The organism is Paraburkholderia sediminicola (assembly GCF_046026895.1).
GTDB lineage: Bacteria > Pseudomonadota > Gammaproteobacteria > Burkholderiales > Burkholderiaceae > Paraburkholderia > Paraburkholderia sediminicola_C.
The window spans coordinates 14,693-38,262 of record NZ_JAQQEU010000015.1; the positions used below are offsets into that span (position 1 = coordinate 14,693).

Here is a 23,570-nt window from a genome sequence, read left to right on the forward strand (position 1 = left end):
CGGCCCTGGGCGTGAAGCGAGACCAGGGCCGCATGCGGTTCGACCTTACGTGCCGCTCTTCGTGACGATCGGCACCCAGGCGCCGCTCTTCACCTGATACAAGGTGGACGCGCCGCTCTTCAACGCGCCGGCGTTATCGAACGAGATCTTGCCGGTCACGCCGTCGAAATCGATCGCCTTCAACACGGGCCGGTACGTCGCCGGCGAACTCGATTTGGCCTGCTGCATCGCCTTGATCGCGGCCCACGCGCCGTCATAGCCGAACGGCGCATACGACAGGATGTCCTCGCCGTAGCGCTTCTTGTACTTCGCGGAGAAGTCCTTGCCGCCCGCCAGCTGCGCGAGCGGCCGGCCGTACTCCCAGGCCATCACGCCGTCGGCCGCGTCGCCTGCGAGCTTGATGAAGTCCGGGTCCATCACGCCGCCGCCGCCCACGAGTTGCGCGTTCAGGCCCAACTGCTTCATGCGCCGCGCGAAACCGGCCGCCTGGTTGTCCAGTCCGCCGAAGAACACCAGGTCCGCGTTGGTCCCCTTGATCTTGGTGATCTGCGTGCTGAAGTCCACCGCGTGATTGTCGGTGTATTCGCGCGCGACGATGGTGCCGCCGTGCGCCTTGACCGCCTTCTCGAACTCGTCGGCTTCGCCCTGGCCGAACGCGGTGCGGTCGTCGATGATCGCGATGCGCTTCGCCTTGGTCACGTCGACCGCATACGCGCCCGCGTTGCCGGCGTTCTGGCCGTCGGTGGAGATCACCATGAAGGTGTTCGCAAAGCCGCGGCCGGTGATGATCGGATTGGTGGCGGCCGGGTCGATCACCGGAATGCCGGCCTGTTCATACACCTGCGACGCGGGAATCGTCGTGCCCGAATTGAAGTGGCCCACCACCACCGCGACGCCCGAGTCGACCAGCTTCTGCGCGGCCTGTACGCCGATGCGCGGGTCGGCCTGGTCGTCCTGTGAGACGAGCTCGAATTGCGCCACCTTGTCGCCGATCTTGATCTTCTGCGCGTTGGCCTCGTCGATCGCGAGCCGGACGCCGTTCTCCAGGTCTTTGCCATAGCCGGCATTGGCGCCGGTCAACGGCGCGGCGAAGCCGATCTTCACCGGCAGCTCGTCGGCGAAACCGGCGAGCGGCGTGATTGCAAAGATGGCGCCAACGAACAGGGCAAGCGGTTTCAGCGTGTTGCGAACACTCATGGTCTCTCCTTCCATCGACAGTTCAGTGAGAAAGCGGCAAGAAAGTAACGCTGATCGACACGGGGACCGAGGGATCGGCTCGCGCGCATCGAGAGACTACGAATGATTGATCGCCCTCAACAATGCTGGAATACGCTCAGTGGCGCTCGCGGCGTTTATGTGCGGTCAATCTGGCGCGAATATAGAAAGCCAATTTCCCGCCGTCTTGGCAATTCGAGGCGTTTTGGATGAGCATTTCGGCACAGGCCGAAGGGCGGGCTGGCGGCGGGCTGGCTGGCGGGGCGGGTGCGCCGCCGCGTGGGTTGCGGATTTCGGCACATGCTTAAGAGCGTCCGGCGCGGCTGCGCCGGGCCGGTCGTTCATTTGGGTTTTCGACGATTGACCACGGGAATCGCGGTGGCCTTGGGCTTTGGTGAAAGCCTTCGCGCCAGGCAGCTTCGTGACGACGAAGCCCCTGACAGCCACGCGTCAAGCCACAGTCTTCAACGCTCGCCTTGCTGGCGCAACAATTCTTCTCGCAGACGCAGCAGCGGCGCTTTGGTGTCCTCGTCGGCCCAGGTATCGAGATCGTCGATCGCGCGCTGGCAGCCGTCGAGCACCAGGTCGAGGTCCACCGGCACGCCGTTGTTCAGCGCGAATTCGATGGTCTCGGCGAACTGCTGGCACTCGTCCTCGCCGTACGAGATGTCGAGGTTGTCGGCGATCACCTCGGCGATGTTGCTGCGTGCGCGGTCGTCGGGCGTCACCATCTCGACGATGCCGCGCGCGACCGCCGGCGAGTAGTACAGCGCAATGTCGAGCCATTGCGCCGGATCGAAATCGGCCTGGTCGAACTGGTTCTCGAAGTACTCGATCGCTTCCTGTTCGTGCGCTTCGTCAGCGTCGACGCTGATGCACAACTGCTCGAAAAATTCTTCCCGCTCGCTGCGGATATAACCGTCCATCGATGCCTCGTCTACTGAATGCCGAATGCCAGAAATTGCCGGGTGGACGGGCGAGTGCCTCGTCCACGCGGCACGCATTATAGGACGGCTGGCTGACGACACGGCCGCCTGGCCGCAGCCGGCCACGCGCACGCCGTGCGTGTCGAAAGCGATTGAGTGCCGGTTGCTGCCGGTTGCTGCCGCTTGCTGCCGCTTGCTGCCGCTTGTTGCTGGCAGTTTGCTGAGTGAAGGGAATGCCGGTGAATGCCGCCGAACACCAGTCAGCGGCCCGTCAATGGCGGCGCAACGCACCCCTAAGCCGTCTCCGCCACCCACGCATCGAACCACTCGCGCGGCTGCGCGATTTCGTTCTGCGCGGCCACCAGTTCCAGTTCATAACGTCCGGCCTGCCACGTCGTCTTGACCACCGCATTCACCGCGGCCAGCGTGTGCTCGAAAGCCGCGTGAATCGAATCGCCCAGCAGAATGCGCGCGACGAACACCGCACTCGTCAGATCGCCGACCCCCACCGGCTGCCGCGCGAACGGATAGAGCGGGCGTTGCCCCATCCACGCCTCGCGTTCGGTGACGACCAGCATATTGAAGCGGTCGGCGAGACTGTTGCGGTCGAGCAGATGTTTGACCAGCATCAGCTTCGGCCCGCGCGCGATCACTTCGCGGCAAGCCGTCACGGCTTCTTCGAGCGTCTCGATCTCGCGGCCCACCAACCGCTGCAATTCGAAGTGATTCGGCGCCATCGCGTCGGCCACTTTCGGCATGGTGCGCACGAGAAACTCCTGGATGCCCGGCTCGACCTTGCAGCCGCTCGCCGCGCCCATCGCCGGATCGCAGAAGTACCACGCGCGCGGATTGGCGGCCTTCACCGCCGTCACGATCTCCACCACCGACTGTGCCTGCTCGGGCGTGCCCAGATAGCCGGAGAGCACGGCGTCGCAGCGCGGCAGCATGCCGATCGCGCCGATGCCTTCCACCAGTTCTTCCATCTGCGACGCATCGATCGCGCTGCCGCTCCAATGGCCGTATTGGGTGTGATTCGAGAACTGCACGGTATTGAGCGGCCAGACATTGACGCCGAGCCGGCGCATCGGAAACACGGCCGCGCTGTTGCCGGCGTGTCCGAAGACGACGTGTGACTGGATGCTCAGAACATTTTTCGTCATGGTATGGCCCGCGCAACCGGTGATGCGCGATCAAAAGAAGCGGGAAGGTGCGCCGCGCCGAGGATCCGAGGTGAGCCCGTCGCCGCGCGGCAGAACTGCTTTCAGATGGTGCAAGAAAAATGCGCGCTTTGCATTGTCAGGAAACAATACATGAGTTTGCGGCGCGCGAGTCGATCCGTCCCTGCGTTTGTTGCGCCGAACCATCAGACAGAAGGCGCAAGGCAGGTCGGTGAAGCGAGTCGAGTCAGACCAGTTCGCGGTACAACGCCAGATAGCGCTCCGCCGATGCCCCCCAGCCGAAATCCTGGCGCATCGCGCGCCGTTGCGTGGCTTTCCACTCGGTGCGCCGGCCGTAGAGGGCGAACGCGCGGCGAATCGCGGCGGCCAGCCCCTTCGGTTCGAACCGTTCGAAGACGAAGCCCGTGGCGAGATCGTCGGCGAGATTTTCGAGCGATGCGTCCATGACCGTATCCGCGAGGCCGCCCACGCAATGGACGAGCGGTAGCGATCCATAAGCGAGCGCATACAGTTGCGTGAGCCCGCACGGCTCGAAACGCGACGGCACCGCAATCACGTCGCTGCCCGCGACGATAGTGTGCGCGAGCGTTTCATCGAAGCCCAGCTCCACCGCAACCGACTCCGGATGCGCGTGCGCGACCCGCTTCAGGCCGTTCTCCAGCGCCGGATCGCCGGTGCCGAACACGACCAGCTGGCCGCCGTGCTTGACGATCTCGGGCACCGCGCCGAGCAGCAGATCGAGGCCTTTCTGTTCGGTCAGCCGGCTCACCACGCCGAACAGCAGCACGTCGCTTTTCTGCGCGAGGCCGAAGCGCTTTTGCAGTGCTTCCTTGCACGCTGCTTTGCCGGCGAGGCGCGTGGCGCTGTAGTGAGTGTCGAGCAGCGCGTCGCCGGCGGGATTCCAGACGGTGTAGTCGACGCCGTTCAGGATGCCGCTCAGATCATGCGAGCGCTGGCGCAGCAGCCCGTCGAGTCCGCCGCCCTGGGCGAGCGTCTGGATTTCGCGCGCATACGTGGGGCTGACGGTCGTGATGCGGTCGCTGTAATAGAGCCCCGCCTTGAGAAACGACAGCTGCCCGTAAAACTCGATGCCGTAGACGCTGAAAAAATCGTCCGGCAGCGCGAGCTGGCCGAACTGATGCGCGGGAAAAACACCCTGATACGCGAGGTTGTGCACCGTGAACACGGAGCGCGCGAAGATGCGGCCATGCTGGCGTTCGGCCGCTTTCAGGTAGGCGGGGGCAAGCCCCGCGTGCCAGTCGTGCGCGTGGACGATCTGTGGCGACCACGCGCGGTCCAGTTGCTGCGCCAGTTGCGCGGCGACCCAGCCGAGCAGCGCGAAGCGCTGCGCATTGTCGCCGTAGGGCACGTGCTCGTCGTTCAGATACGGATTGCCAGGCCGGTCGTACAGCGCGGCGGCGCGGATCACGTAGACCACCAGACCATTCGACGGCAGCGTGCCCTGTTCGAGCGTCACGCCCGGCGTGTCGAAACGGCGCCCCAGTTGCGCGACCGGCCGCAGGTCGGCAAGACCGGCGAGCACGGCCGGAAAGCCCGGCAGCAGCACCCGCACGTCGGCGCCGCGCTCGATCAGCGCGGGCGGCAACGCGCCCGCGACGTCGGCGAGACCGCCCGTTTTGAGGAGGGGATACAGCTCGCTTGCGACATGCAGGGCGCGAATCGTCATAGGCCGGCTCTCGTTCCTGTGGGTGGGTTCCGCTGATTGGTCCGTGTGGTCCGTCTGGTTAGCGCAAGCTCGATCCGCTCGGGCATGCGTGGGCAGGCATGCCTGATGGTCGAACAGGTCAACAACCCGGCGGATTCATGCTATTCGCGGCGAGGCCCGCCCGCGCGCCGCGCGCGGGCCACGACTGCCCACCGGCCTTACGTCATCGTCTGCTTCTGCTGCAACGCCTCGGGCGTGACCAGCACGACGCCGTCGTCCGTGCGGTAAAAGCGCTCGGCATCGGCGGCCGGATCTTCGCCGATCACCGTGCCGTCGGGTATCGCGCAGCCACGGTCGATCACCACCTTCTGCAGCCGGCAACTCGCGCCGACCGTGACTTGCGGCAACAAGACTGCCTCATTGATATTACAGAACGAACTCACCTTCACGTTCGACGAAAGCACCGAGCGCGAAATCTGCGAGCCCGAGATCACGCAACCGCCGCACACGATCAGGTTGTTGCCGGAGCCTTGCAGCCCCTTCAGATCGCGCACGAACTTGGCGGGCGGCAACTGTTCCTGATACGTCCAGATCGGCCAGTTGCGGTCGTACAGATCGAGGGTAGGGATGGTCGACGCGAGGTCGAGATTGGCGGCCCAGTACGCGTCGATGGTGCCGACATCGCGCCAGTACGGCTCCACGTCCGGATTCGACGACACGCACGACATGCCGAACGGATGCGCGATCGCCGTGCCTTGCGTGACCACGCGCGGCAGGATGTCCTTGCCGAAGTCGTGATCGGTGTCGATGCTGGAGATGTTTTCTTCGAGCAGCGTGTACAGATAGTCGGCGCTGAACACGTAGATGCCCATGCTGGCGAGCGCCGTATCCGGGCGGCCGGGGATCGCCGGCGGGTCGGCGGGCTTTTCGACGAAGCCGCTTACGCGGCGGTGTTCGTCCACCGCCATCACGCCGAACGCGACCGCGTCCATGCGCGGCACCTCGATGCAGCCGACCGTGCAGTCCGCGCCGCTATCCATGTGATCGGCGATCATCCGCGTGTAGTCCATCTTGTAGATGTGGTCGCCCGCGAGCACCACCACGTATTTCGGCCGGATCGAGCGGATGATGTCGAGATTCTGGAACACGGCGTCGGCGGTGCCGCGATACCAGTGCGCGCCCTCCACCCGCTGTTGCGCCGGCCACAGGTCGACGAACTCGCCGAACTCGCCGCGCAGGAAGCCCCAGCCGCGCTGCAAGTGGCGCAGCAGCGAATGCGCCTTGTACTGCGTGACCACGGCGATGCGACGGATGCCCGAGTTCAGACAGTTGGACAGCGCGAAGTCGATGATCCGGTATTTGCCGCCGAAGTGCACCGCCGGCTTGACGCGCTTGTTGGTGAGCGGCCCGAGCCGCGTGCCCCGTCCGCCCGCGAGGACGATGGCGAGGGTGGTGCGCTGCACGTCGTTCAGCCGTGCCGAAGTGTCCATGTCTGCCTCCTTTGTTGACCGCGGTGGGCGCTTTGGCGTGTCGACCGGCGTTGGCGCGTTAGCGCCTGCTCCGGTGCCGTGCTTCAGCACTTACTCCGGTCCCATGCAAGATAGTTGCTGGTTTGTGTATGCCCCGGATGATCTGGTCACTTGCTCTGCGCTGATGATTGGTGTTGCCAGGCGCTCCGTCTTCGCGGGCCCGTCAGCTAGTTCTAGCACCGATTGCCGGCGAGCGAGAGAGTGAATTGCGCGGATGCTGTCCGCGCTCATCCTGCGCACGATCAACTGTTGCGGGGCGGACATCCGTGCGGCACGACACATAGAGCGCGATCTGAGAGGGGCAATATGCATGCCACGCTGGCCGCCGCGGCGCCCGGCCTGCGCGCGCGGCAGCGCGGTGGCGCGCCGCGTCGTAGAATCGTGCGCTCGTGGCCGCGGGTTCCGGCGCGTCGGCCAGCGCGCGCCCGCACTTCGCATGCTCCCTGCCAAGTCCTTTTTGCAAAATATATCGATGAGTCTTCGACGTTGTTGCCTGCTTGCGCTATTGACCGCTTCAGTATGCGCCGTTGCGCCCGCCGTTTCTTCTGCTTCTGCCGCCACGCTGGCGAACGCCGCCGCTGCCACGGCGGCAGCGAGTGACGCGAGCCCGGCCGCCGCCAGCGCCGCTGCGCCGTCCCGCGGCGACGCCGCCGGCGGCCCGGCGTATGGGCCCGAGCTGCAAGGCTTCAACTATCCCGCGCCGGTCGAGCGCTTCGAATTCATGTCGCAAGGCGTGCCGCTGCACATGGCCTACATGGACGTGAAGCCGGCGCATCCGAATGGCCGCACGGCGGTACTGCTGCACGGCAAGAACTTCTGCGCGGCGACGTGGGGCGCCACCATTGATCGGCTGAGCGACGCAGGTTATCGCGTGATCGCACCGGACCAGATCGGCTTTTGCAAATCGAGCAAGCCCGAGCACTATCAGTACAGCTTTCAGCAGCTCGCGCGCAATACCCATGCGTTGCTTGCATCGCTGGGCGTGAACGACGCGACGATGATCGGCCATTCGACCGGCGGCATGCTGGCGATCCGCTACGCGCTGATGTATCCGCACGAGACGCAGCAACTGGTGCTGGTGAACCCGATCGGTCTCGAAGACTGGAAGGCGAAGGGTGTGCCGTCGCTATCGGTGGACGAGTGGTATGAACGCGAGTTGAAGACGAGCGCTGAGGGCATCCGCCGTTACGAGCAAGCCACCTATTACGCGGGCCAGTGGCGCGCCGACTATGAACCGTGGGTGCAGATGCTGGCGGGGATGTACCGGGGGCCGGGCAAACAGATCGTCGCGTGGAATTCCGCGCTGCTGTACGACATGATTTTCACGCAGCCGGTTTTTTATGAACTCGGGCAGTTGACTATGCCCACGCTGCTGCTGATCGGCCAGAAGGACACCACCGCGATCGGCAAGGACGCTGCGCCTCCCGCAGTGCGCGCGAAGATCGGTCATTACCCGGAACTGGGCAAGGCAGCCGCGAAGGCGATTCCGCATGCGACGCTCGTCGAGTTCGCGGGGCTCGGACATGCGCCGCAGATGCAGGACCCGCAGGCGTTTCATAAGGCGTTGCTCGATGGGCTGGCGGCGCTGCCGACGATCCGCTGAGCGTTCAAAAGGCTTTCTGTCCCACCGTGCTCCTGCGTCGCTCGCCGCAGGCGAAACTGCATGGAGCTACTTTGCGGGTCATCCCGGATTGCCGGGGAGGCCGCTTGCGGACGGGCAGTAGCCGGGCCATGAACGGACCGGCGATGGTGCACGGCTACGGCGGCGGCATCTTCGGCATGCTTGCCGGCAGGGTTCGCCAGACCGTCAGTGTGAGAATCGTCGGCGATGGTCGCAACCACTGGCCTGCCGTGCACCTCGATGATCTCGCCACGGCATATCTGAGCGCGATCACGCTCGCCACGCCGCTCCCGGCGCTAGCGTACGGCAGTGATAATCCAGACTACGATCACTGCATCCTGCATTCGTTGGGAAACAGTCAGCGCAGCTTTGCGGCTCGCGAGATTAGCAACTCGTGCGAGGCGCTTTACAGAAATGGCGCAATGCTTTTGCCGCGCGAAAGAGCGTATCACCTATGTGTCCTGCAAAATGTGCAGACCGTGAGAGGACCATTTGCGGTCAACGAGATTCTGCATGCATGCCGACGTCAAAATCAGATGTAGGACAGACGCCGTTGACGATTGCAGCCCTGAGATTCGCAAGATTCGATTTCGATATCGTTCATTGACCTGGCCCGGTGGAGACGTGGCCTGACCCCGGCACGAACGGCTGCTTCAGGAAAATGCCAAGGTTCGCTTCGGGTCCGCATTGGGCCGGTCGAGACGGAGCTGACATGCCGGGTTTAATACCCAGATATCGCCGACAGCTACCCAGAAACGTAGTAGACACTTCCGAGCCGCCGCCACCGTGTGGAGCGTCGGACAAACAGGCCGCACATCATGACCAGACCGGGCAGACTGTGCCGCTCAGTCGGTCGAAGCGCCAAAGCAGCGCCCGCACGAACGCGCCTTGCCTAGTCGCAGGCGCCCGGCACTCACTTTCGCCTCACCACCGCAGTCGCACCGGCAAAGCCACAAACCATCGCCGGCGTACCGATCGGTGGTCAGTTGGCCGAACACCTCACCGCCCCGCAGCGCAGGTGAGCCCGGTCGGGACCGCCACACACGACGCTGCTCACGGCAGCCGCAATCCCGCGTTCGGCCGCCCTCTACCGCCGCCAACCTAGCAGTCACGTGGCCGCCGCACCGGCACCTCCAGAGCCACACGTCGGCGCCGCGATATTGAAGCGCGACAAGATCGCCGAAGGTGCGACCAGCGACATCGCGGCTCGGCGGAAAAGGCCATTCATGCGGCAACGGGGGACGGATACGCGGGTTCACAAAAGGTAAATGGAATTCGGCATCCTACTCTCGAGGCGCAACTGCCAGCCTTCGATTGCGGGCTACGCGTTGGCGGCCATCAACTCTTCACGCACTTGCGCGCCGATCTCGAACGAGCGCAGCCGCGCGTCGTGATCGTAGATCTGCGCGGTCAGCATCAACTCGTCCGCGCCGGTCTGGGCGATGATCGACCGCAGTCCTTCGCGTACCGCGTCGCGATCGCCCAGCGCGGTGCACGCGAGCGAGTGTGCAACGTTGTCCAACTCCATCTCCGATGCGTCCAGCCGCTCGACCGGCGGCTGCAACTGGCCCGGCGTGCCGCGCCGCAGATTGATGAACTGCTGCTGCAGCGACGTGAACAGAAGCCGCGCTTCGTCGTTGGTCCCGGCGGCGAACAGATTGACGCCGACCATCGCATACGGCTTGTCGAGTTCCGCCGACGGCCGGAACTGCGAGCGATAAACCTGCAGCGCGGTGATCATGTAGTCGGGCGCGAAGTGCGACGCGAACGCGAACGGCAAGCCGAGCGCCGCCGCCAGCTGGGCGCTGTACAGCGACGAGCCCAGCAGCCACAGCGGCACATGCAGCCCCGCGCCCGGCACCGCGCGAACGCGCTGGCCCGGCACCGGATCGGCGAAATAGCGCTGCAGCTCGACGACGTCGTCCGGGAAAGACTCCGCGCTGTTTTGCAGATCGCGGCGCAGCGCGCGGGCGGTGCTTTGATCGGTGCCGGGCGCGCGGCCGAGGCCAAGATCGATCCGGCCCGGATAGAGCGACGCGAGCGTGCCGAACTGTTCCGCGATCACGAGCGGCGCGTGGTTGGGCAGCATGATGCCGCCGGAGCCGACGCGGATCGTCTTCGTGCCGCCGGCGACATGGCCGATCACCACCGAAGTCGCCGCGCTCGCGATGCCTGTCATGTTGTGATGTTCCGCTAGCCAGAAGCGGCGGTAGTTCCAGCGTTCCGCATGCTGCGCGAGGTCGAGCGTGTTTCTGAATGCGTCCGCCGGCGTGGCGCCCGCGGCGACCGGCGAGAGGTCGAGGACCGAGAAGGGGATCATTGTCTGTTCACTTGCTGTTTGCGGCGCTTTCGCGCGATAGGGCATTGTGGCAAAGCCTGAGGTTTTCTGCTGACCGCGTGACGATGTCCACGTTCATCGAAGGGGGTTTGTGTGCGTTCAAGCAGCCATTACGTGCGACGGCGATATGCATATAGACGATCGATATTCAACAGGCGCATGCGGTGCCGCTAGGCTGGAGCCCTCGGCCAGGTCGATTTCGAGCGGGTGGCGGCATGATCGACCCTCTGGCCACGCCACCCCGATCCATGGCCACGCCGTGCAGGGCTCGATTGGCGTGCTGCGTGGCGCGGAAATTGCGACCCTACCGTGCCGATGCACACGCCGCATCGTCGCGTGAGCCATGCTTTTGGTGACCGTACGTCGCTCGGCATTCGAGAGTACGGTGGAAACATCGGCGCGACGACGCGCCCGGTCTATTCCGGCGACGCGGTTCGCAAGCCCTTTTATCCCAGGCTATCCGAACGACGTGTCGGAATGATCTGCCATGTTACGAAGGAGTTTTACATCTCATGAGTGTCGCAAACGAATTCCGTACCCGAGGCTTCGAAGACGTGCGTTGCACGCTGATCGAAGGCGAGGAAATCGCGCTCGTCGATGTGCGCGAGGAAGATCCGCACGCGCGCAGTCATCCGCTGTTTGCCGCCAGTCTGCCGCTGTCGCGGCTCGAACTGGAGGCGCCGGAACGCTTGCCGCGACCGGCGGTCCCGATCGTTGTGTTCGACGCGGGTGAAGACCTCGCGCAACGCGCCGCGCAACGTCTGACCGAACTGGGCTATACCGACGTCGCGTTGCTCGAAGGCGGCCTGCAAGGCTGGCGCGAGGCGGGCGGCGAGCTGTTTCAGGATGTCAACGTGCCGAGCAAGGCTTTCGGCGAACTGGTGGAGAGCGTGCGCCACACGCCGTCGCTCGGCGCGCCGCAGGTGCAGGCGCTGCTCGATCACGGAGCCGACGTGGTGGTGCTCGACGCGCGCCGCTTCGACGAATATCAGACCATGAATATTCCCGGCAGCATCAATGTGCCGGGCGCCGAACTGGTGTTGCGCGCTCGCCAGCTCGCGCCGAATCCGGCCACGCAGATCATTGTCAATTGCGCGGGGCGCACGCGCAGCATCATCGGCGCGCAGTCGCTGATCAATGCGGGCATGCCGAATCCGGTCGCGGCGCTGCGCAACGGCACGATCGGCTGGACGCTTGCGGGTCAGCCGATCGCGCACGGCGGCTCGCGCCGCTACGAACCGGTGATCGACGACACGTTGCGTCTGGCCACCGCCGACGCCGCGCGCGCGGTGGCCGATCGCGCGCGCGTGGGCCGCACGTCGCGCGACGAAGCGCGCCGCTGGGCGGGCGAAGCGGTGCGCACCGTGTATCGCTTCGACGTGCGCTCGCCGGAGGAATACGAAGCGGGTCACGTGCCCGGTTTTCGCAGCGCGCCGGGCGGGCAGCTGGTGCAGGAAACCGAGCGCTTCGCGCCGGTGCGCGGCGCGCGCGTGATTCTCGCGGACAACGACGGCGTGCGGGCCAACATGAGCGCGTCGTGGCTCGCGCAGATGAACGTCGAGGTGTACGTGGTCGATGGTCTGACGGCTGCGGATTTCGCGGAAAAGGGCGCGGCGCCGCCCGCGCGTTATGCGAGCGCGCCACCCGCCGTCGATGAGATCGCGCCGGCCGAACTGGCCGCGCTGCTGCAATCGCCGGGCACGGTCGTGCTCGACTTCACGAGCAGCGCCAATTATGTGAAGCGGCACATTCCGGGCGCGTGGTTCGTGATTCGCAGCGACCTGGACGCAGCATGGCGCAAGTTGCCGGATGCGCAGCGGTATGTGGCGACCTGCGGCAGCGATCAGCTTGCGCGCTTTGCCGCGCCCGATCTGGCAGCGGCGACCGGCCGCCCGGTGCAGGTGCTCGCTGGCGGCACGGCGGCGTGGGTCGAAGCGGGCTTGCCCGTCGAAAGTGGCGCAACGCGGCTTGCTTCGCCGCGCATCGACCGTTACCAGCGTCCGTATGAAGGCACCGACAACTCGCGCGAGGCGATGAGCGCATACCTGGAGTGGGAGTATGGACTGGTCGAGCAGCTCGAACGCGATGGCACGCATGGGTTTCGCGTGATCTGAAGCGGGTTTGCGGATCGGCGGCTGCTGCGGGTGTGAGTAACGGCGTCAGTGAGCGGGCGCGGCGCATCGCCGCGCCCGCTTAGCCTCGCCGCTCAACAAAAATCCGCCTATTTGCTTAGCAGAATAATGCGTTTGTCTTATACGGAAGCGTGCCTTATCGTCGATGGCAAAATCACTTCATTCCATCGGGCAAGCGCCGCCATGCCGACCTTCCGTTTTTCCTTCGATATCCTCTCTATTTTTCGCCGCGCGTGGTCGAGGCCGCTCGGCGCCGTCGCGCTGGCGATCTCGGGTGTGGTTTGGGCCGCACCTTCGCGCGCGGCTGATCTGCCGGTGCTGAAGGTCGGCGATCAGTCTTTGCAGACCCGCGGCATTCTCGAAGCGTCCGGCCAGTTGAAAGACCTGCCGTATCGGATCGAATGGTTCAACTTCCCGGCGGCGCAACCGCTCGGCGAAGCGTTGAACGCGGGTGCCGTCGATGTCGGCGGGCTCGGCGACGCGCCGCTCGTGTTTGCGCTCGCGGCAGGCGCACGGGTGCGGGCCGTCGCGGCGACCCGCTCGAATCCGCTGGATCTGGCCATCGTCGTCGGCGCGCAGTCGCCGCTGAACGACGTGGCGAGCCTGAAGGGCAAGCGCATTGCGACGACGCGCGGCTCGATCGGCCACTATCTCGCGCTTGCCGCGTTGAAGAAGGCTGGCGTGCCCGCGACCGGGGTCACGTTCGTGTTCCTCGCGCCAGCCGATGCGAAGGCGGCGCTCGCGTCGGGAAGCGTCGATGCGTGGTCGGTGTGGGACCCGTACACGGCGCTCGGCGAAGCGCGTGATCACGACCGCATCATCGCGAACGGGGTCGGCCTGTCGGAAGGGCTCAGCTACCAGGTGGCGACGGAACGCGCGATCGCCGACAAGCACGCGCAACTCGCCGACTTCCTGCGGCGCGTGGCGATCGGGCAGCGCTGGGCGCTGTCGCATCCCGACGAAGTCGCGGCGATGCAGTCGCGCGTGACCGGCCTGCCGGTCGATGTGCTGAAGACCGTCTATCAGCACGGCCAGGTCCATCCGGTGACGATCGACGACAGCGTGGTCAGCGCGCAGCAGCACACCGCCGATACCTACGAAGCCGCCAAGGTGATTCGCGCGCATCTGGACGTGCGCACGAGTTTCGACCGCAGCTTTCCGTTGCCTTGAGGCGAGCAGTGACAGCGTCCGCATGAATGCGCGGCGGGGGAATGACACACCCGTGATGCACTGCTTGATGGCGATGTGTTTGGGGCGCGTCGATCAGGCAGTCGCATGTTGCGCAATGCGCACGCCGAACGCGTGATGCTCGTGATGTGCCGCTCGTCAGACGCCCCGGCAGCGGACCCGATGATCGAAGCGTCGCAGCCGCTGCACGACATGAACGCCGCAGCCAGCGCGGCCGCCATGACGAGCGAACTGGCAGCCACGAAATTCGCGCCAAACTGCCCTCGCAGAAAGCGTCTCACGCCCGCGCAAACATCTGCAAATTCGGTGTAAACGCGCTCTCGTCTAAATCGCCCAATGCGATTAAATTGAATGCACTTGGAAGGCTTATCGAGGGACCAGGGCGACCAGACAAGCGGCGGTTTGCCATTCCGGCGATGGCGCAAGGTGTGTAGCCAAGGTTGCTCACCGCTACGTCCGGAACCAGACCGCTGCGTGTCGTCCGAGGTGCTTCGTATCGCGGCCGGTGGCCGCTTCACTTCCGGTTGACCGTATCAACCGACCTGGCGACGCTTTGTACAGCGTCGCCTTTTTGCTTCTGGCGACGCTTTTTTCGCGGCTCGGGCCGCCTCGGCAAAGAACCGCGCGCCAGCTTGCAGTCCGCCGCCGCAACGAGCGCGGCACCTGTGCCGCATTTTCTTCGCGCCATTGCGATGTGCCGCGCAGACTTCCTCGAAGCGCAGGGTTGCAATCGGCTGGCGGACACGCCGGCCACGCGCCGACTTGCCCGTCTCGCTCGCGGTTTTCCGCGTGCGCGGTTATCGTTGGAGCAGACACTACACACCAGAAGGCGCGCGCACGCCGCGCATCTGAACAGGGAATTCGCTGTGAGCCTCAAACTGCTTACCGTCGCGATGTTGGCCGCGTGTGTCGCGCTGACCGGCTGCGACGATCAACAGAGCGACCGCGCCGTGCAAAAACTCAAGGACTTCTTCAACGCCGTCAAACCGGATGCGTTGCTGCTCAGGAACATGACGCCGGGCGTCACGAGCGAAGCGCAGATCCGCGAGCAGATGGGCAAGCCGGAAACCGAGCGCACGTTCACCGACGGGTCGAAGCGCTTCGAATATCCGCGCGGTCCGCCAGGGCTGAACACGTACATGGTCGACATCGACCGTGACGGCAAACTGCAAGCCATCACGCAGGTGCTGACCGCCGCCAACTTCGCGAAGATCCGCTTGGGTATGAGCGAGGACGAAGTGCGCCGGCTGCTCGGCAAGGCGGGCGAGATCGCGGTGTTTCCGCTGAAGCCGGAGACCGTGTGGAGCTGGAAGTGGCGCGAAGGCGGCGTGACCCAAGAAGGTTTTTTCAACGTGCACTTCGACAGGGATCTGAAGGTGTACACGACATCGCGTTCGGACGTGATACGCGGGCGCTAGAACGCAGAAGCGAAGACAGAAAGCGGGGTAAGCATGATACGTCGACGTCGATCCAGCCGTATCGGGCTGGTGTTGGGAGGCGGCGCCGCGCGCGGCTGGGCGCACATCGGGGCGATTCGCGCGTTGCAGGACGCGGGCATCAAGCCCGATGTGGTGTGCGGCACGTCGATCGGCGCGCTGGTGGGCGCCGTGTATGCGAACGGCGACCTGGACTGGCTGGAGGAGTGGGTGTCGCGGCTCACGTGGCAGACGGTGGTGCGCCTGCTCGATCTGCGCATCTCGGGCGGCCTGCTCGGCGGGCGCAAGGTGATCCAGCTTTTCGCGGACAAGTTCGACGGCCGTTCCATTGCGCAGTTGAACATGCCGTTCGCGGCGGTCGCCACCGAACTCGATACGGGCCGCGAAATCTGGCTGCAGGACGGCAGCACGGTCGACTCGGTGCGCGCGTCGATTGCGATCCCCGGCATTTTCACGCCGGTGTGGCACAACGGCGTGTGGCTGGTGGACGGCGGCCTGTGCAACCCGGTGCCGGTGTCGGTCGCGCGCGGCATGCGGGCGGACTGCGTGATCGCGATCGACCTGAACAACGACATTCTGAACGGCCGCGATTTCGGCGGCGCGGTGGTCGAAACGCCTTCGCTCGATCCGGCTGCGCCGCCGCCGGTGGCCTTGCGCCGCAACGGCAAGCCCTGGCCGCGCTGGCTCGCGCCGGCCGACGGGGCGGTCACCGACGACGTGCGCGTGCCGCCCGCGCCGAGCGCGCGCGTGCCGTCGATGCTGAGTTCGATCGCGCAAAGCATCGACATCATGCAGGTGCGGATCTCGCGCAGCCGGCTTGCCGGCGAGCCGGCGGATATCCTGATTCAGCCGCGCCTGGGCGGGATGGGGATTTTCGATTTTCACCGCGCGGCGCCGGCGATCGAGGAAGGGCGCGCGGCGGTCGAACAGATGCTTCCGGCGATTCGCGCGCGGCTGGGGATGGATTAGGCCAACGACGAGCAAAAACGACGAGGCGACGAGGCGAGCGAATCGGCCGGCCTCGCGTCAAAAGGCAGCCTGTGCCTTCGCGCGATCCGGCACGACGCATGAACCGCCTTCGTGGCTCGCCCCTGACCGATCGGCACACAACGCCTGTGCCGTCCGCCCGGCACCGACTTTACGCATCCCTCAGCGCGCCTGGTCTATCGCAAAAGCGACCCGAAACTTGCGAAATCGCCGCGGCGCGTGCCCTCCGCGCCGGGCCTTACAAAAACATATCTCCCGCAAAACCAAGCGCTAACGGCTCCCGTCGCTCGAAACCGTGCGATGTTGCATCGCAGCACAGTGCGCTCCCGCCATTTGAGAAATTGATTTTCGCTTGAGAGACTCCGCGCCATGCCGGACGAGTCGGGCAGGCGCAAGCCGCCGCCGTCCGTGACACTTTCAATAAACCTGGATGGAGACGCGCGTGTTCCTTTACGGCTTTGGTCCGGTGTTGCTGGCCGGCACGATCCAGACGATCGAACTGTCCGTCCTGTCGCTGGCCGCCGCCGTGCTGCTCGGCCTCGCGGGCGCGGCGGCGAAACTCTCGTTCAACCGCCCGCTGCGGTCCATCGCGACCGGCTATACGACACTGATCCGCTCGGTGCCCGATCTCGTGCTGATGCTGCTGCTGTTCTACAGCATTCAGATCGCGGTCAACAATCTCACCGACGCGCTGGATCTGCCGCAGTTCGACATCGATCCGTTCGTGGCCGGCGTGCTCACGCTCGGCTTCATCTACGGCGCGTACTTCACCGAGACCTTTCGCGGCGCGTTTCTGGCGGTGCCGCGCGGCCAGCTCGAAGCGGGCAGCGCGTACGGCATGAGCGGCGTGCGCGTGTTCACGCGCATCCTGTTTCCGCAGATGATGCGCTTCGCGCTGCCCGGCATCGGCAACAACTGGCAGGTGCTGGTCAAGGCGACCGCGCTGGTGTCGATCATCGGCCTCGCCGACGTGGTAAAGGCCGCGCAGGACGCGGGCAAGAGCACCTTCAACATGTTCTTCTTCATTCTGATCGCCGCGCTGATCTATCTGGCGATCACCACGGTATCGAATCTCGTGCTGATCTGGCTGGGCCGGCGCTATTCGATCGGCGTGCGCCACGCGGAGCTCTGAGCGACCATGATCGACATCCTCAATCAATTCTGGCGCGCGTTCCTGTTCTGGGACGGTCAGCGCATCTCGGGTCTCGCGGTCACGCTGTGGCTGCTGGTGGCGTCGATCGGCATCGGCTTCGTCGTGTCGATTCCGCTCGCGGTCGCGCGCGTGTCGAAGAAGCGCTGGCTGTCGACGCCCGTGCGCATCTACACCTACGTGTTCCGCGGCACGCCGCTGTACGTGCAGTTGCTGCTGATCTACACCGGCATCTACAGCCTCGCGTTCGTGCGCTCGCACGACCTGCTCGATGCGTTCTTCCGCAGCGGCTTTCACTGCGCGATTCTCGCGTTCGCGCTGAACACCTGCGCGTACACCACGGAGATTTTCGCCGGCGCGATCCGTTCGACTTCGCATGGCGAAGTGGAAGCGGCGCGTGCCTACGGCATGAGCTGGTTCACGATGTACCGGCGCATTGTGATACCGTCCGCGCTGCGCCGGGCGTTGCCGTTGTACAGTAACGAAGTGATCCTGATGCTGCACGCCACCACGGTCGCGTTCACGGCCACGGTGCCGGACATCCTGAAGGTGGCGCGCGACGCGAACTCGGCCACCTACCAGTCGTTCAATGCGTTCGGTCTGGCGGCGCTGCTTTACCTGGTGGTGTCGTTTGCGCTGGTCGCCTTGTTCCGGCGCGCCGAGCGTCATTGGCTGGCCTATCTCGCGGTGCGCGCGCATTGAGCGCGCGCTGTTGGCCCCGGGCGGCGCCGCGCATGCGCGCCGTCACAGATCGATCCGTATTTTCAAAAGGGAGAGCATCTTGCTCCACACCACCCAGACCGAAGCCTGCAAGCTCGCCGTGCAGGACATCCACAAGCGCTACGGCGACAACGAAGTGCTCAAGGGCGTGTCGCTCAACGCGAACAAGGGCGACGTGATCAGCATCATCGGCGCGAGCGGGTCGGGCAAGAGCACCTTCCTGCGCTGCATCAATTTTCTCGAACGGCCGAACGCCGGGCAGATCGTCGTCGACGGCGAAACGGTCAAGACGAAAGCCGATCGCGCCGGCAATCTCGAAGTGGCCGATCACAAGCAGTTGCAGCGCATCCGCACGAAGCTCGCGATGGTGTTCCAGCACTTCAACCTGTGGGCGCACATGAACGTGATCGAGAACATCGTCGAAGCGCCGATTCACGTGCTGGGTCTGAAGCGCAAGGAAGCCGAAGACCGCGCGCGCGAATATCTGGAGAAGGTCGGCCTCGCGCCGCGTCTGGAAAAGCAGTATCCGTCGCATCTGTCGGGCGGCCAGCAGCAGCGTGTGGCGATCGCGCGCGCACTGGCGATGAACCCGGACGTGATGCTGTTCGACGAGCCCACGTCCGCGCTCGATCCCGAACTGGTCGGCGAAGTGCTGAAGGTCATGCAGAAGCTGGCCGAGGAAGGCCGCACGATGATCGTCGTCACGCACGAAATGGGTTTCGCGCGCAACGTGTCTAACCACGTGATGTTCCTGCATCAGGGCCGCACCGAAGAGGAGGGTCTGCCCGCCGAAGTGCTGAGCACGCCGCGCAGCGAACGGCTCAAGCAGTTCCTGTCCGGCAGTCTTAAGTAACGCGCGGCTCGCGCAGTCGCGTCATACCACCCAGCGATGGCCCGCACGCCCAGCCCGGCTCGCACCACCCAGGTCGCCATCGTCGCGCTGCCGCCCGTGTCGATGTCGGGCGTCGGGCCGATTGTCGACGCGCTCAATCTCGCCAATGAAATCGACGGGCGCGCGCTGTACCGCATCCAGGTGTGTTCGTGGGACGGCCGCGCGGTGCCGCTCGCGGGCGGCGCGCAGTGGCCCGCCGACGCCGCGTTCGGCGACGCGATCGCGTGCGACTGGCTGATCATCGTCAGCGAACGGTTTCAGCAATTCGCCGACTATCGGCTGTTTCTCGCCAGTCTGTCGCGCGTCGGCCAGCGCACGCCGCTCGTCACCGGCATTCATCACGGCGTGTGGTGGCTCGCCATGGCGGGGCAGTTGTCCGGCTACCGCGTGAGCGTGAACTGGGAAACCTATCAGCAGTTCTCCGAGCAGTTCGAGCGCTCCATCGTCACCCAGCAGATCTTCGAAATCGACCGTGATCGGGCCACCTGCGCGGGCGGTCAGGCGACCGTCGACTTCATGCTGGCGATGATCGGCCGCGAGCACGGTCCCGAGCTGGCCGACCGGATCGCCGACGCGCTCGGCGTGGGCGTATTGCGCGCAGGCGAGGAGCGCCAGCGCATTCCGTTCGTGACCGCGCCGGGCGAGCGCCATCCGCGTCTGAACGATGCGTTGCTGCTGATGGAAGCGAACATCGAAGACCCGCTCACCACCGATGAAATCGCCGGTCTCGTGGGTGTGTCGCGGCGGCAACTGGAGCGCCTGTTCCGCCAGTATCTCGGCTCGATGCCGTCCAAATACTATCTGGGGCTGCGGCTGTCGAAAGCGCGCACGCAATTGCAGCGCACCAGCAAGTCGGTGGTGCAGATCAGCCTCGCGTGCGGGTTTTCGTCGGCGGCGCACTTTTCGAATGCTTATCGCGAACGTTTCGGTGTCACGCCGCGAGAGGATCGACGCAACTGGATCGACAAGCAGACCGGCGCGAGCGGCGTCGCGGCGAGCGAGCCGCGCCCGGCCGCGCTGATCGAGCGGCCCGATCTGGCGGATTGAAGCGATTGAAGCGATTGCGGCTGCATGCCTCGAAGCTCCCGGCCCGCCGCGCGCGCGGAACCTCATAGAAAGCGTCGCGTATGCGCAAGACGTATCGCGCGCGGTTTCCTACACTAGCTGTATTACCTCTCACCCGTAACGAGGATTTGCCATGAACGACCTGACTGTGACACGCCAGACCTTCGACGAAGTCATGGTGCCGGTGTTTTCGCCCGCCGCCTTCGTACCGGATCGCGGTCTCGGCTCACGCGTCTGGGATACACAAGGCCGCGACTATATCGACTTCGCCGGCGGCATCGCCGTTACCGCGCTCGGCCATGCGCACCCCGAGTTGCTCAAGGTGCTGCACGAGCAGGGCGGCAAGCTGTGGCACATCGGCAATGGCTACACCAACGAGCCGGTGCTGCGTCTGGCGAAACGTCTCGAAGACCTGACCTTCGCCGACCGCGCGTTCTTCGCCAACTCGGGCGCGGAAGCGAACGAAGCGGCGTTGAAGCTGGCGCGCCGCGTGGCGTTCGACCGTCATGGCGCCCACAAGGCCGAGATCATCTCGTTCACGCAGTCGTTTCATGGCCGCACGTTCTTCACCGTGAGCGTCGGCGGCCAGCCGAAGTATTCGGAAGGCTTCGGCCCGGTGCCGGCCGGCATCACGCACTTGCCGTACAACGACATCGAAGCGGCGAAGAAGGCGATCGGTGCGCAAACCTGCGCGGTGATCGTCGAGCCGATCCAGGGCGAAGGCGGCGTGATCCCCGCCGATCCGGCGTTCCTGAAAGCGCTGCGCGAAGCCTGCGATCAGCACGGCGCGCTGCTGATTTTCGACGAAGTGCAAACCGGCGTAGGCCGCAGCGGCTATTTCTACGCGTACCAGGACACCGGCGTGACGCCCGACATCCTGACCACCGCGAAGGCGCTCGGCAACGGCTTCCCGATCGGCGCGATGCTGACCACGAATGAACTGGCCGCGCATTTCAAGGTCGGCGTGCACGGCACGACCTACGGCGGCAATCCGCTCGGCTCGGCGATCGCGGAGAAGGTGGTCGAACTGGTCAGCGACCCGAAGCTGCTCGAAGGCGTGCGCGCGCGCGGCGAGGCGCTGAAGGGCCACCTCGCGAAGCTCCACGAGCGCTTCGGTCTCTTTACGGAAGTGCGCGGCAAGGGGCTGCTGATCGGCGCGGAACTGACCGACGCGTTCAAGGGACGCGCGAAAGACTTCGTCACCGCGGCGGGCCAGCACGGCGTGATCATGCTGATGGCGGGTCCGGACGTGCTGCGTTTCGTGCCGTCGCTGATCATGCCGTTCGACGACATGAGCGAAGGCTTCGAGCGTCTGACGAAGGCCTTCGCGGAGATCGCCGGCGCGACTGCGCAAGCGGCGTCGCGTTGATTCACGACACCGTTTTCATGCGCCGGCAGATGGGCCCGCGCATGCGTCACATTCAACAGGATCGATGATGTTCTTCGTACGTCCCGGCCGCCTCGCCGATCTCGATGCACTCGAACATATGGCGCGCACTGCGCAACCGGTGCTGCATTCGTTGCCGCACGACCGGCGCGCGCTCGAAGCGCGCGTCGCGTTGTCGGAAGACTCGTTTCGCGCGGATGTCGATTTTCCGGGCGAGGAGTTCTATCTGTTCGTGCTCGAAGACAGCGAGAGCGGCAAACTGATGGGCACCGCGAGCATCGTCGCCGCGGCCGGTTATTCGGACCCGTTCTACGCGTTTCGCAACGACGCGCTGATTCATGCGTCGCGCGAACTGCACGTGAACCGCAAGATTCACGCGCTGACCATGTCGCACGAACTGACCGGCAAGAGCCGGCTCGCGGGTTTTTACATCGACCCGTCGCTGCGCGGCGAGCCCGCCCCACATCTGATGTCGCGCGCGCGGATGATGTACATCGCCGCCAATCGCAAGCGCTTCACGCCCGAGGTGTTCTCGCTGCTGCTCGGCGTCACCGACGAGAACGGCGTGTCGCCGTTCTGGGAAGCGGTGGGCCGTAAGTTCTTCGGCCGCAATTTCGCCGACATCGAAATCGAATCGGGCGGCCGCAGCCGCACCTTCATCGCCGAAGTGATGCCGACCTATCCCGTGTACGTGCCGCTCCTGCCGGAAACGGCGCAGCGCGTGCTCGGCGAGCCGGATTCGAAGGCCCTGCTGGCGTATGAAATTCACCTCGAGGAAGGCTTCGAGACGGATCGCTTCGTCGACATTTTCGACGCCGGGCCGGTGCTGACCGCGCAGGTGGATCGCAGCGCCTGCGTCACGCGCAACGAAACGCGGCTGGTCCGCGAGTCGGCCGCGGCGCACGGCTCGACGTATCTGATCGCGCATAACGGCGCGGCCGGCGAATTCCGCTGCGTGCTCGGCGAGTTGGCCGCGGGTAAGGCGGCGGGCGCGTCGCTGTCGCACGCGGCGCGCGCCGCGCTCGGCGTGGAAGAGGGCGATGCGGTGCGTTGCGTGCCGCTGCATGCGCCGCATCAGGATGAACAATCGGGAGACGCGCAATGATCGTCGTTCGCGTTGTACAACGAGGCGATGTGGACGCGTTGATGCGGCTCGCGCAGGAAACCGGCCCGGGCCTCACCACCTTCAAGCCGGACCGCGAGGCGCTGGCCGCGCGGGTCGAACGTGCGCGCCGCACGATGGAAGACAAGGCCGAGCCGCATGAAGCGGGCTACTTCTTCGTGATGGAAGACACCGACACCGGCGACGTGGCCGGCGTGTGCGGGATCGAAACGGCGGTCGGCCTGCGGCAGCCGTTCTATAACTATCGCGTGAGCACCGTGGTGCACGCGAGCCAGGACCTCGGCATCTGGACGCGCATGCGCGCGCTGAACATCTCGCACGACCTGACCGGTTATGCCGAAGTGTGCTCGCTGTTTCTGAGCCCGCGTTATCGCACGAGCGGCGTGGGCGGGCTGCTGTCGCGCTCGCGCTTTATGTTTCTCGCGCAGTTTCGCGAGCGTTTCCCGCAGCGTTTGTGCGCGGAATTGCGCGGCCATTTCGACGCGGAAGGCACCTCGCCGTTCTGGCGCGCGGTCGGCTCGCATTTCTACCAGATCGATTTCAACGCGGCGGACTACCTGAGTTCGCATGGCCGCAAGGCGTTTCTCGCTGAGTTGATGCCGCGCTATCCGGTGTATGTCGAGCTGTTGCCGGAAGAGGCGCAGCGATGCGTCGGCCTCACGCATAGCGACACCATTCCCGCACGCCGCATGCTCGAAACGGAAGGGCTGCGCTATGAGAACCACGTCGATATCTTCGACGCGGGTCCAGTGCTCGAATGCCATATCGCCGACTTGCGCACCGTGCGCGAAAGCGTGCTGGTGCCCGTCGAGATCGTCGATACGGCGGCCGCCGCGCCGCAGGATGGGCCCAGGTCGATGGTGTCGAATACGTCGCTGGGCGATTTTCGCGTCGGCGTAGTGGCCGGGGTGCCGCAAGACGGCGTGTTCCGTCTGCGCGCGCCTGAAGCCGCCGCACTCGGCGTCAACGCAGGCGACCCGGTGCGGGTGCTGCCGCAGAAACACAAACAAGGATGAT

At 65.2% G+C, this 23,570-nt stretch carries 19 protein-coding genes; 13 read left to right on the forward strand and 6 right to left on the reverse strand.

Going from position 1 to position 23,570, the window contains the following annotated elements; all coding sequences use genetic code 11:
* Positions 1 to 45: 45 nt before the first annotated feature.
* The 5 genes from PQR02_RS13265 to glgC form a co-directional block, all read right to left on the reverse strand.
* Positions 46 to 1,197: a branched-chain amino acid ABC transporter substrate-binding protein gene (locus PQR02_RS13265; RefSeq protein WP_408230934.1), complete on the reverse strand. Its 1,152-nt coding sequence runs from the start codon at positions 1,195 to 1,197 to the stop codon at positions 46 to 48.
* 482 nt (positions 1,198 to 1,679) lie between these two features.
* Complete coding sequence (locus PQR02_RS13270) at positions 1,680 to 2,141, reverse strand: hypothetical protein (protein WP_149672765.1); 462 nt, start codon at positions 2,139 to 2,141, stop codon at positions 1,680 to 1,682.
* Between the two features lie 293 nt (positions 2,142 to 2,434).
* Entirely contained in the window at positions 2,435 to 3,301 is an 867-nt protein-coding gene (gene pdxY / locus PQR02_RS13275; protein ID WP_408230938.1) for a pyridoxal kinase PdxY, read from the reverse strand.
* A 244-nt stretch (positions 3,302 to 3,545) separates the two neighbouring features.
* Entirely contained in the window at positions 3,546 to 5,006 is a 1,461-nt protein-coding gene (glgA, locus tag PQR02_RS13280; RefSeq protein WP_408230941.1) for a glycogen synthase GlgA, read from the reverse strand.
* A 197-nt stretch (positions 5,007 to 5,203) separates the two neighbouring features.
* Positions 5,204 to 6,475: a glucose-1-phosphate adenylyltransferase gene (gene glgC / locus PQR02_RS13285; RefSeq protein ID WP_408230944.1), complete on the reverse strand. Its 1,272-nt coding sequence runs from the start codon at positions 6,473 to 6,475 to the stop codon at positions 5,204 to 5,206.
* Between the two features lie 511 nt (positions 6,476 to 6,986).
* Between glgC and PQR02_RS13290 the strand changes: the two genes are divergently transcribed.
* Positions 6,987 to 8,117 carry an alpha/beta fold hydrolase gene (locus PQR02_RS13290; RefSeq protein WP_408230947.1) on the forward strand — a complete coding sequence of 377 codons (1,131 nt, stop codon included), beginning with the start codon at positions 6,987 to 6,989 and terminating at the stop codon, positions 8,115 to 8,117.
* 278 nt (positions 8,118 to 8,395) lie between these two features.
* Entirely contained in the window at positions 8,396 to 8,677 is a 282-nt protein-coding gene (locus PQR02_RS13295; protein ID WP_408231196.1) for a VF_A0006 family four-cysteine protein, read from the forward strand.
* A gap of 779 nt (positions 8,678 to 9,456) precedes the next feature.
* On the opposite strand, the gene PQR02_RS13300 is transcribed toward PQR02_RS13295, so the two are convergent.
* Complete coding sequence (locus PQR02_RS13300; RefSeq protein ID WP_408230950.1) at positions 9,457 to 10,455, reverse strand: LLM class flavin-dependent oxidoreductase; 999 nt, start codon at positions 10,453 to 10,455, stop codon at positions 9,457 to 9,459.
* Positions 10,456 to 10,985: 530 nt separating this feature from the next.
* On the opposite strand from PQR02_RS13300, the gene PQR02_RS13305 reads away from it, so the two are divergent.
* From PQR02_RS13305 to astA, 11 genes are all read left to right on the forward strand, one after another.
* The gene (locus tag PQR02_RS13305) at positions 10,986 to 12,587 is read left to right on the forward strand and encodes a rhodanese-related sulfurtransferase (RefSeq protein ID WP_408230953.1); all 1,602 of its coding nucleotides are present in this window, start codon (positions 10,986 to 10,988) and stop codon (positions 12,585 to 12,587) included.
* Positions 12,588 to 12,788: 201 nt separating this feature from the next.
* Positions 12,789 to 13,775, forward strand: a complete 987-nt coding sequence (locus PQR02_RS13310; protein ID WP_408230956.1) for an ABC transporter substrate-binding protein — start codon at positions 12,789 to 12,791, stop codon at positions 13,773 to 13,775.
* An 884-nt stretch (positions 13,776 to 14,659) separates the two neighbouring features.
* On the forward strand, positions 14,660 to 15,211 hold the full coding sequence (locus PQR02_RS13315) for a hypothetical protein (RefSeq protein WP_408230959.1): 552 nt from the start codon (positions 14,660 to 14,662) through the stop codon (positions 15,209 to 15,211).
* A gap of 33 nt (positions 15,212 to 15,244) precedes the next feature.
* A complete protein-coding gene (locus PQR02_RS13320; RefSeq protein ID WP_408230962.1) occupies positions 15,245 to 16,198 on the forward strand; it encodes a patatin-like phospholipase family protein in 954 nt (317 codons plus the stop codon).
* Between the two features lie 460 nt (positions 16,199 to 16,658).
* On the forward strand, positions 16,659 to 17,348 hold the full coding sequence (locus PQR02_RS13325; RefSeq protein ID WP_408230965.1) for an ABC transporter permease: 690 nt from the start codon (positions 16,659 to 16,661) through the stop codon (positions 17,346 to 17,348).
* A gap of 6 nt (positions 17,349 to 17,354) precedes the next feature.
* A complete protein-coding gene (locus tag PQR02_RS13330; protein ID WP_408230968.1) occupies positions 17,355 to 18,068 on the forward strand; it encodes an ABC transporter permease in 714 nt (237 codons plus the stop codon).
* Positions 18,069 to 18,147: 79 nt separating this feature from the next.
* The gene (locus PQR02_RS13335) at positions 18,148 to 18,939 is read left to right on the forward strand and encodes an ABC transporter ATP-binding protein (RefSeq protein ID WP_408230971.1); all 792 of its coding nucleotides are present in this window, start codon (positions 18,148 to 18,150) and stop codon (positions 18,937 to 18,939) included.
* A 36-nt stretch (positions 18,940 to 18,975) separates the two neighbouring features.
* Positions 18,976 to 20,025, forward strand: coding sequence for a GlxA family transcriptional regulator (locus tag PQR02_RS13340; protein WP_408230974.1), 1,050 nt, complete (start codon positions 18,976 to 18,978; stop codon positions 20,023 to 20,025).
* 151 nt (positions 20,026 to 20,176) lie between these two features.
* Positions 20,177 to 21,412 carry an aspartate aminotransferase family protein gene (locus PQR02_RS13345; RefSeq protein ID WP_408230977.1) on the forward strand — a complete coding sequence of 412 codons (1,236 nt, stop codon included), beginning with the start codon at positions 20,177 to 20,179 and terminating at the stop codon, positions 21,410 to 21,412.
* Positions 21,413 to 21,479: 67 nt separating this feature from the next.
* Positions 21,480 to 22,535: an arginine/ornithine succinyltransferase subunit alpha gene (aruF, locus tag PQR02_RS13350; RefSeq protein WP_408230980.1), complete on the forward strand. Its 1,056-nt coding sequence runs from the start codon at positions 21,480 to 21,482 to the stop codon at positions 22,533 to 22,535.
* Positions 22,532 to 23,569 (forward strand): arginine N-succinyltransferase, encoded by a 1,038-nt coding sequence (gene astA, locus PQR02_RS13355; protein WP_408230983.1) that lies wholly within the window; start codon positions 22,532 to 22,534, stop codon positions 23,567 to 23,569. The genes aruF and astA overlap by 4 nt, the downstream gene beginning before the upstream one ends.
* Position 23,570 lies beyond the last annotated feature (1 nt).

Bases quoted from the DNA above. Each gene is read 5' to 3' on its own strand.
- PQR02_RS13265 (WP_408230934.1), bottom strand. From the start codon at position 1,197: ATGAGTGTTCGCAACACGCTGAAACCGCTTGCCCTGTTCGTTGGCGCC.
- aruF (WP_408230980.1), top strand. From the start codon at position 21,480: ATGTTCTTCGTACGTCCCGGCCGCCTCGCCGATCTCGATGCACTCGAA.
- PQR02_RS13345 (WP_408230977.1), top strand. From the start codon at position 20,177: ATGAACGACCTGACTGTGACACGCCAGACCTTCGACGAAGTCATGGTG.
- glgA (WP_408230941.1), bottom strand. From the start codon at position 5,006: ATGACGATTCGCGCCCTGCATGTCGCAAGCGAGCTGTATCCCCTCCTC.
- PQR02_RS13330 (WP_408230968.1), top strand. From the start codon at position 17,355: ATGATCGACATCCTCAATCAATTCTGGCGCGCGTTCCTGTTCTGGGAC.
- astA (WP_408230983.1), top strand. From the start codon at position 22,532: ATGATCGTCGTTCGCGTTGTACAACGAGGCGATGTGGACGCGTTGATG.
- PQR02_RS13290 (WP_408230947.1), top strand. From the start codon at position 6,987: ATGAGTCTTCGACGTTGTTGCCTGCTTGCGCTATTGACCGCTTCAGTA.
- PQR02_RS13270 (WP_149672765.1), bottom strand. From the start codon at position 2,141: ATGGACGGTTATATCCGCAGCGAGCGGGAAGAATTTTTCGAGCAGTTG.
- glgC (WP_408230944.1), bottom strand. From the start codon at position 6,475: ATGGACACTTCGGCACGGCTGAACGACGTGCAGCGCACCACCCTCGCC.
- pdxY (WP_408230938.1), bottom strand. From the start codon at position 3,301: ATGACGAAAAATGTTCTGAGCATCCAGTCACACGTCGTCTTCGGACAC.
- PQR02_RS13310 (WP_408230956.1), top strand. From the start codon at position 12,789: ATGCCGACCTTCCGTTTTTCCTTCGATATCCTCTCTATTTTTCGCCGC.
- PQR02_RS13340 (WP_408230974.1), top strand. From the start codon at position 18,976: ATGGCCCGCACGCCCAGCCCGGCTCGCACCACCCAGGTCGCCATCGTC.
- PQR02_RS13320 (WP_408230962.1), top strand. From the start codon at position 15,245: ATGATACGTCGACGTCGATCCAGCCGTATCGGGCTGGTGTTGGGAGGC.
- PQR02_RS13305 (WP_408230953.1), top strand. From the start codon at position 10,986: ATGAGTGTCGCAAACGAATTCCGTACCCGAGGCTTCGAAGACGTGCGT.
- PQR02_RS13300 (WP_408230950.1), bottom strand. From the start codon at position 10,455: ATGATCCCCTTCTCGGTCCTCGACCTCTCGCCGGTCGCCGCGGGCGCC.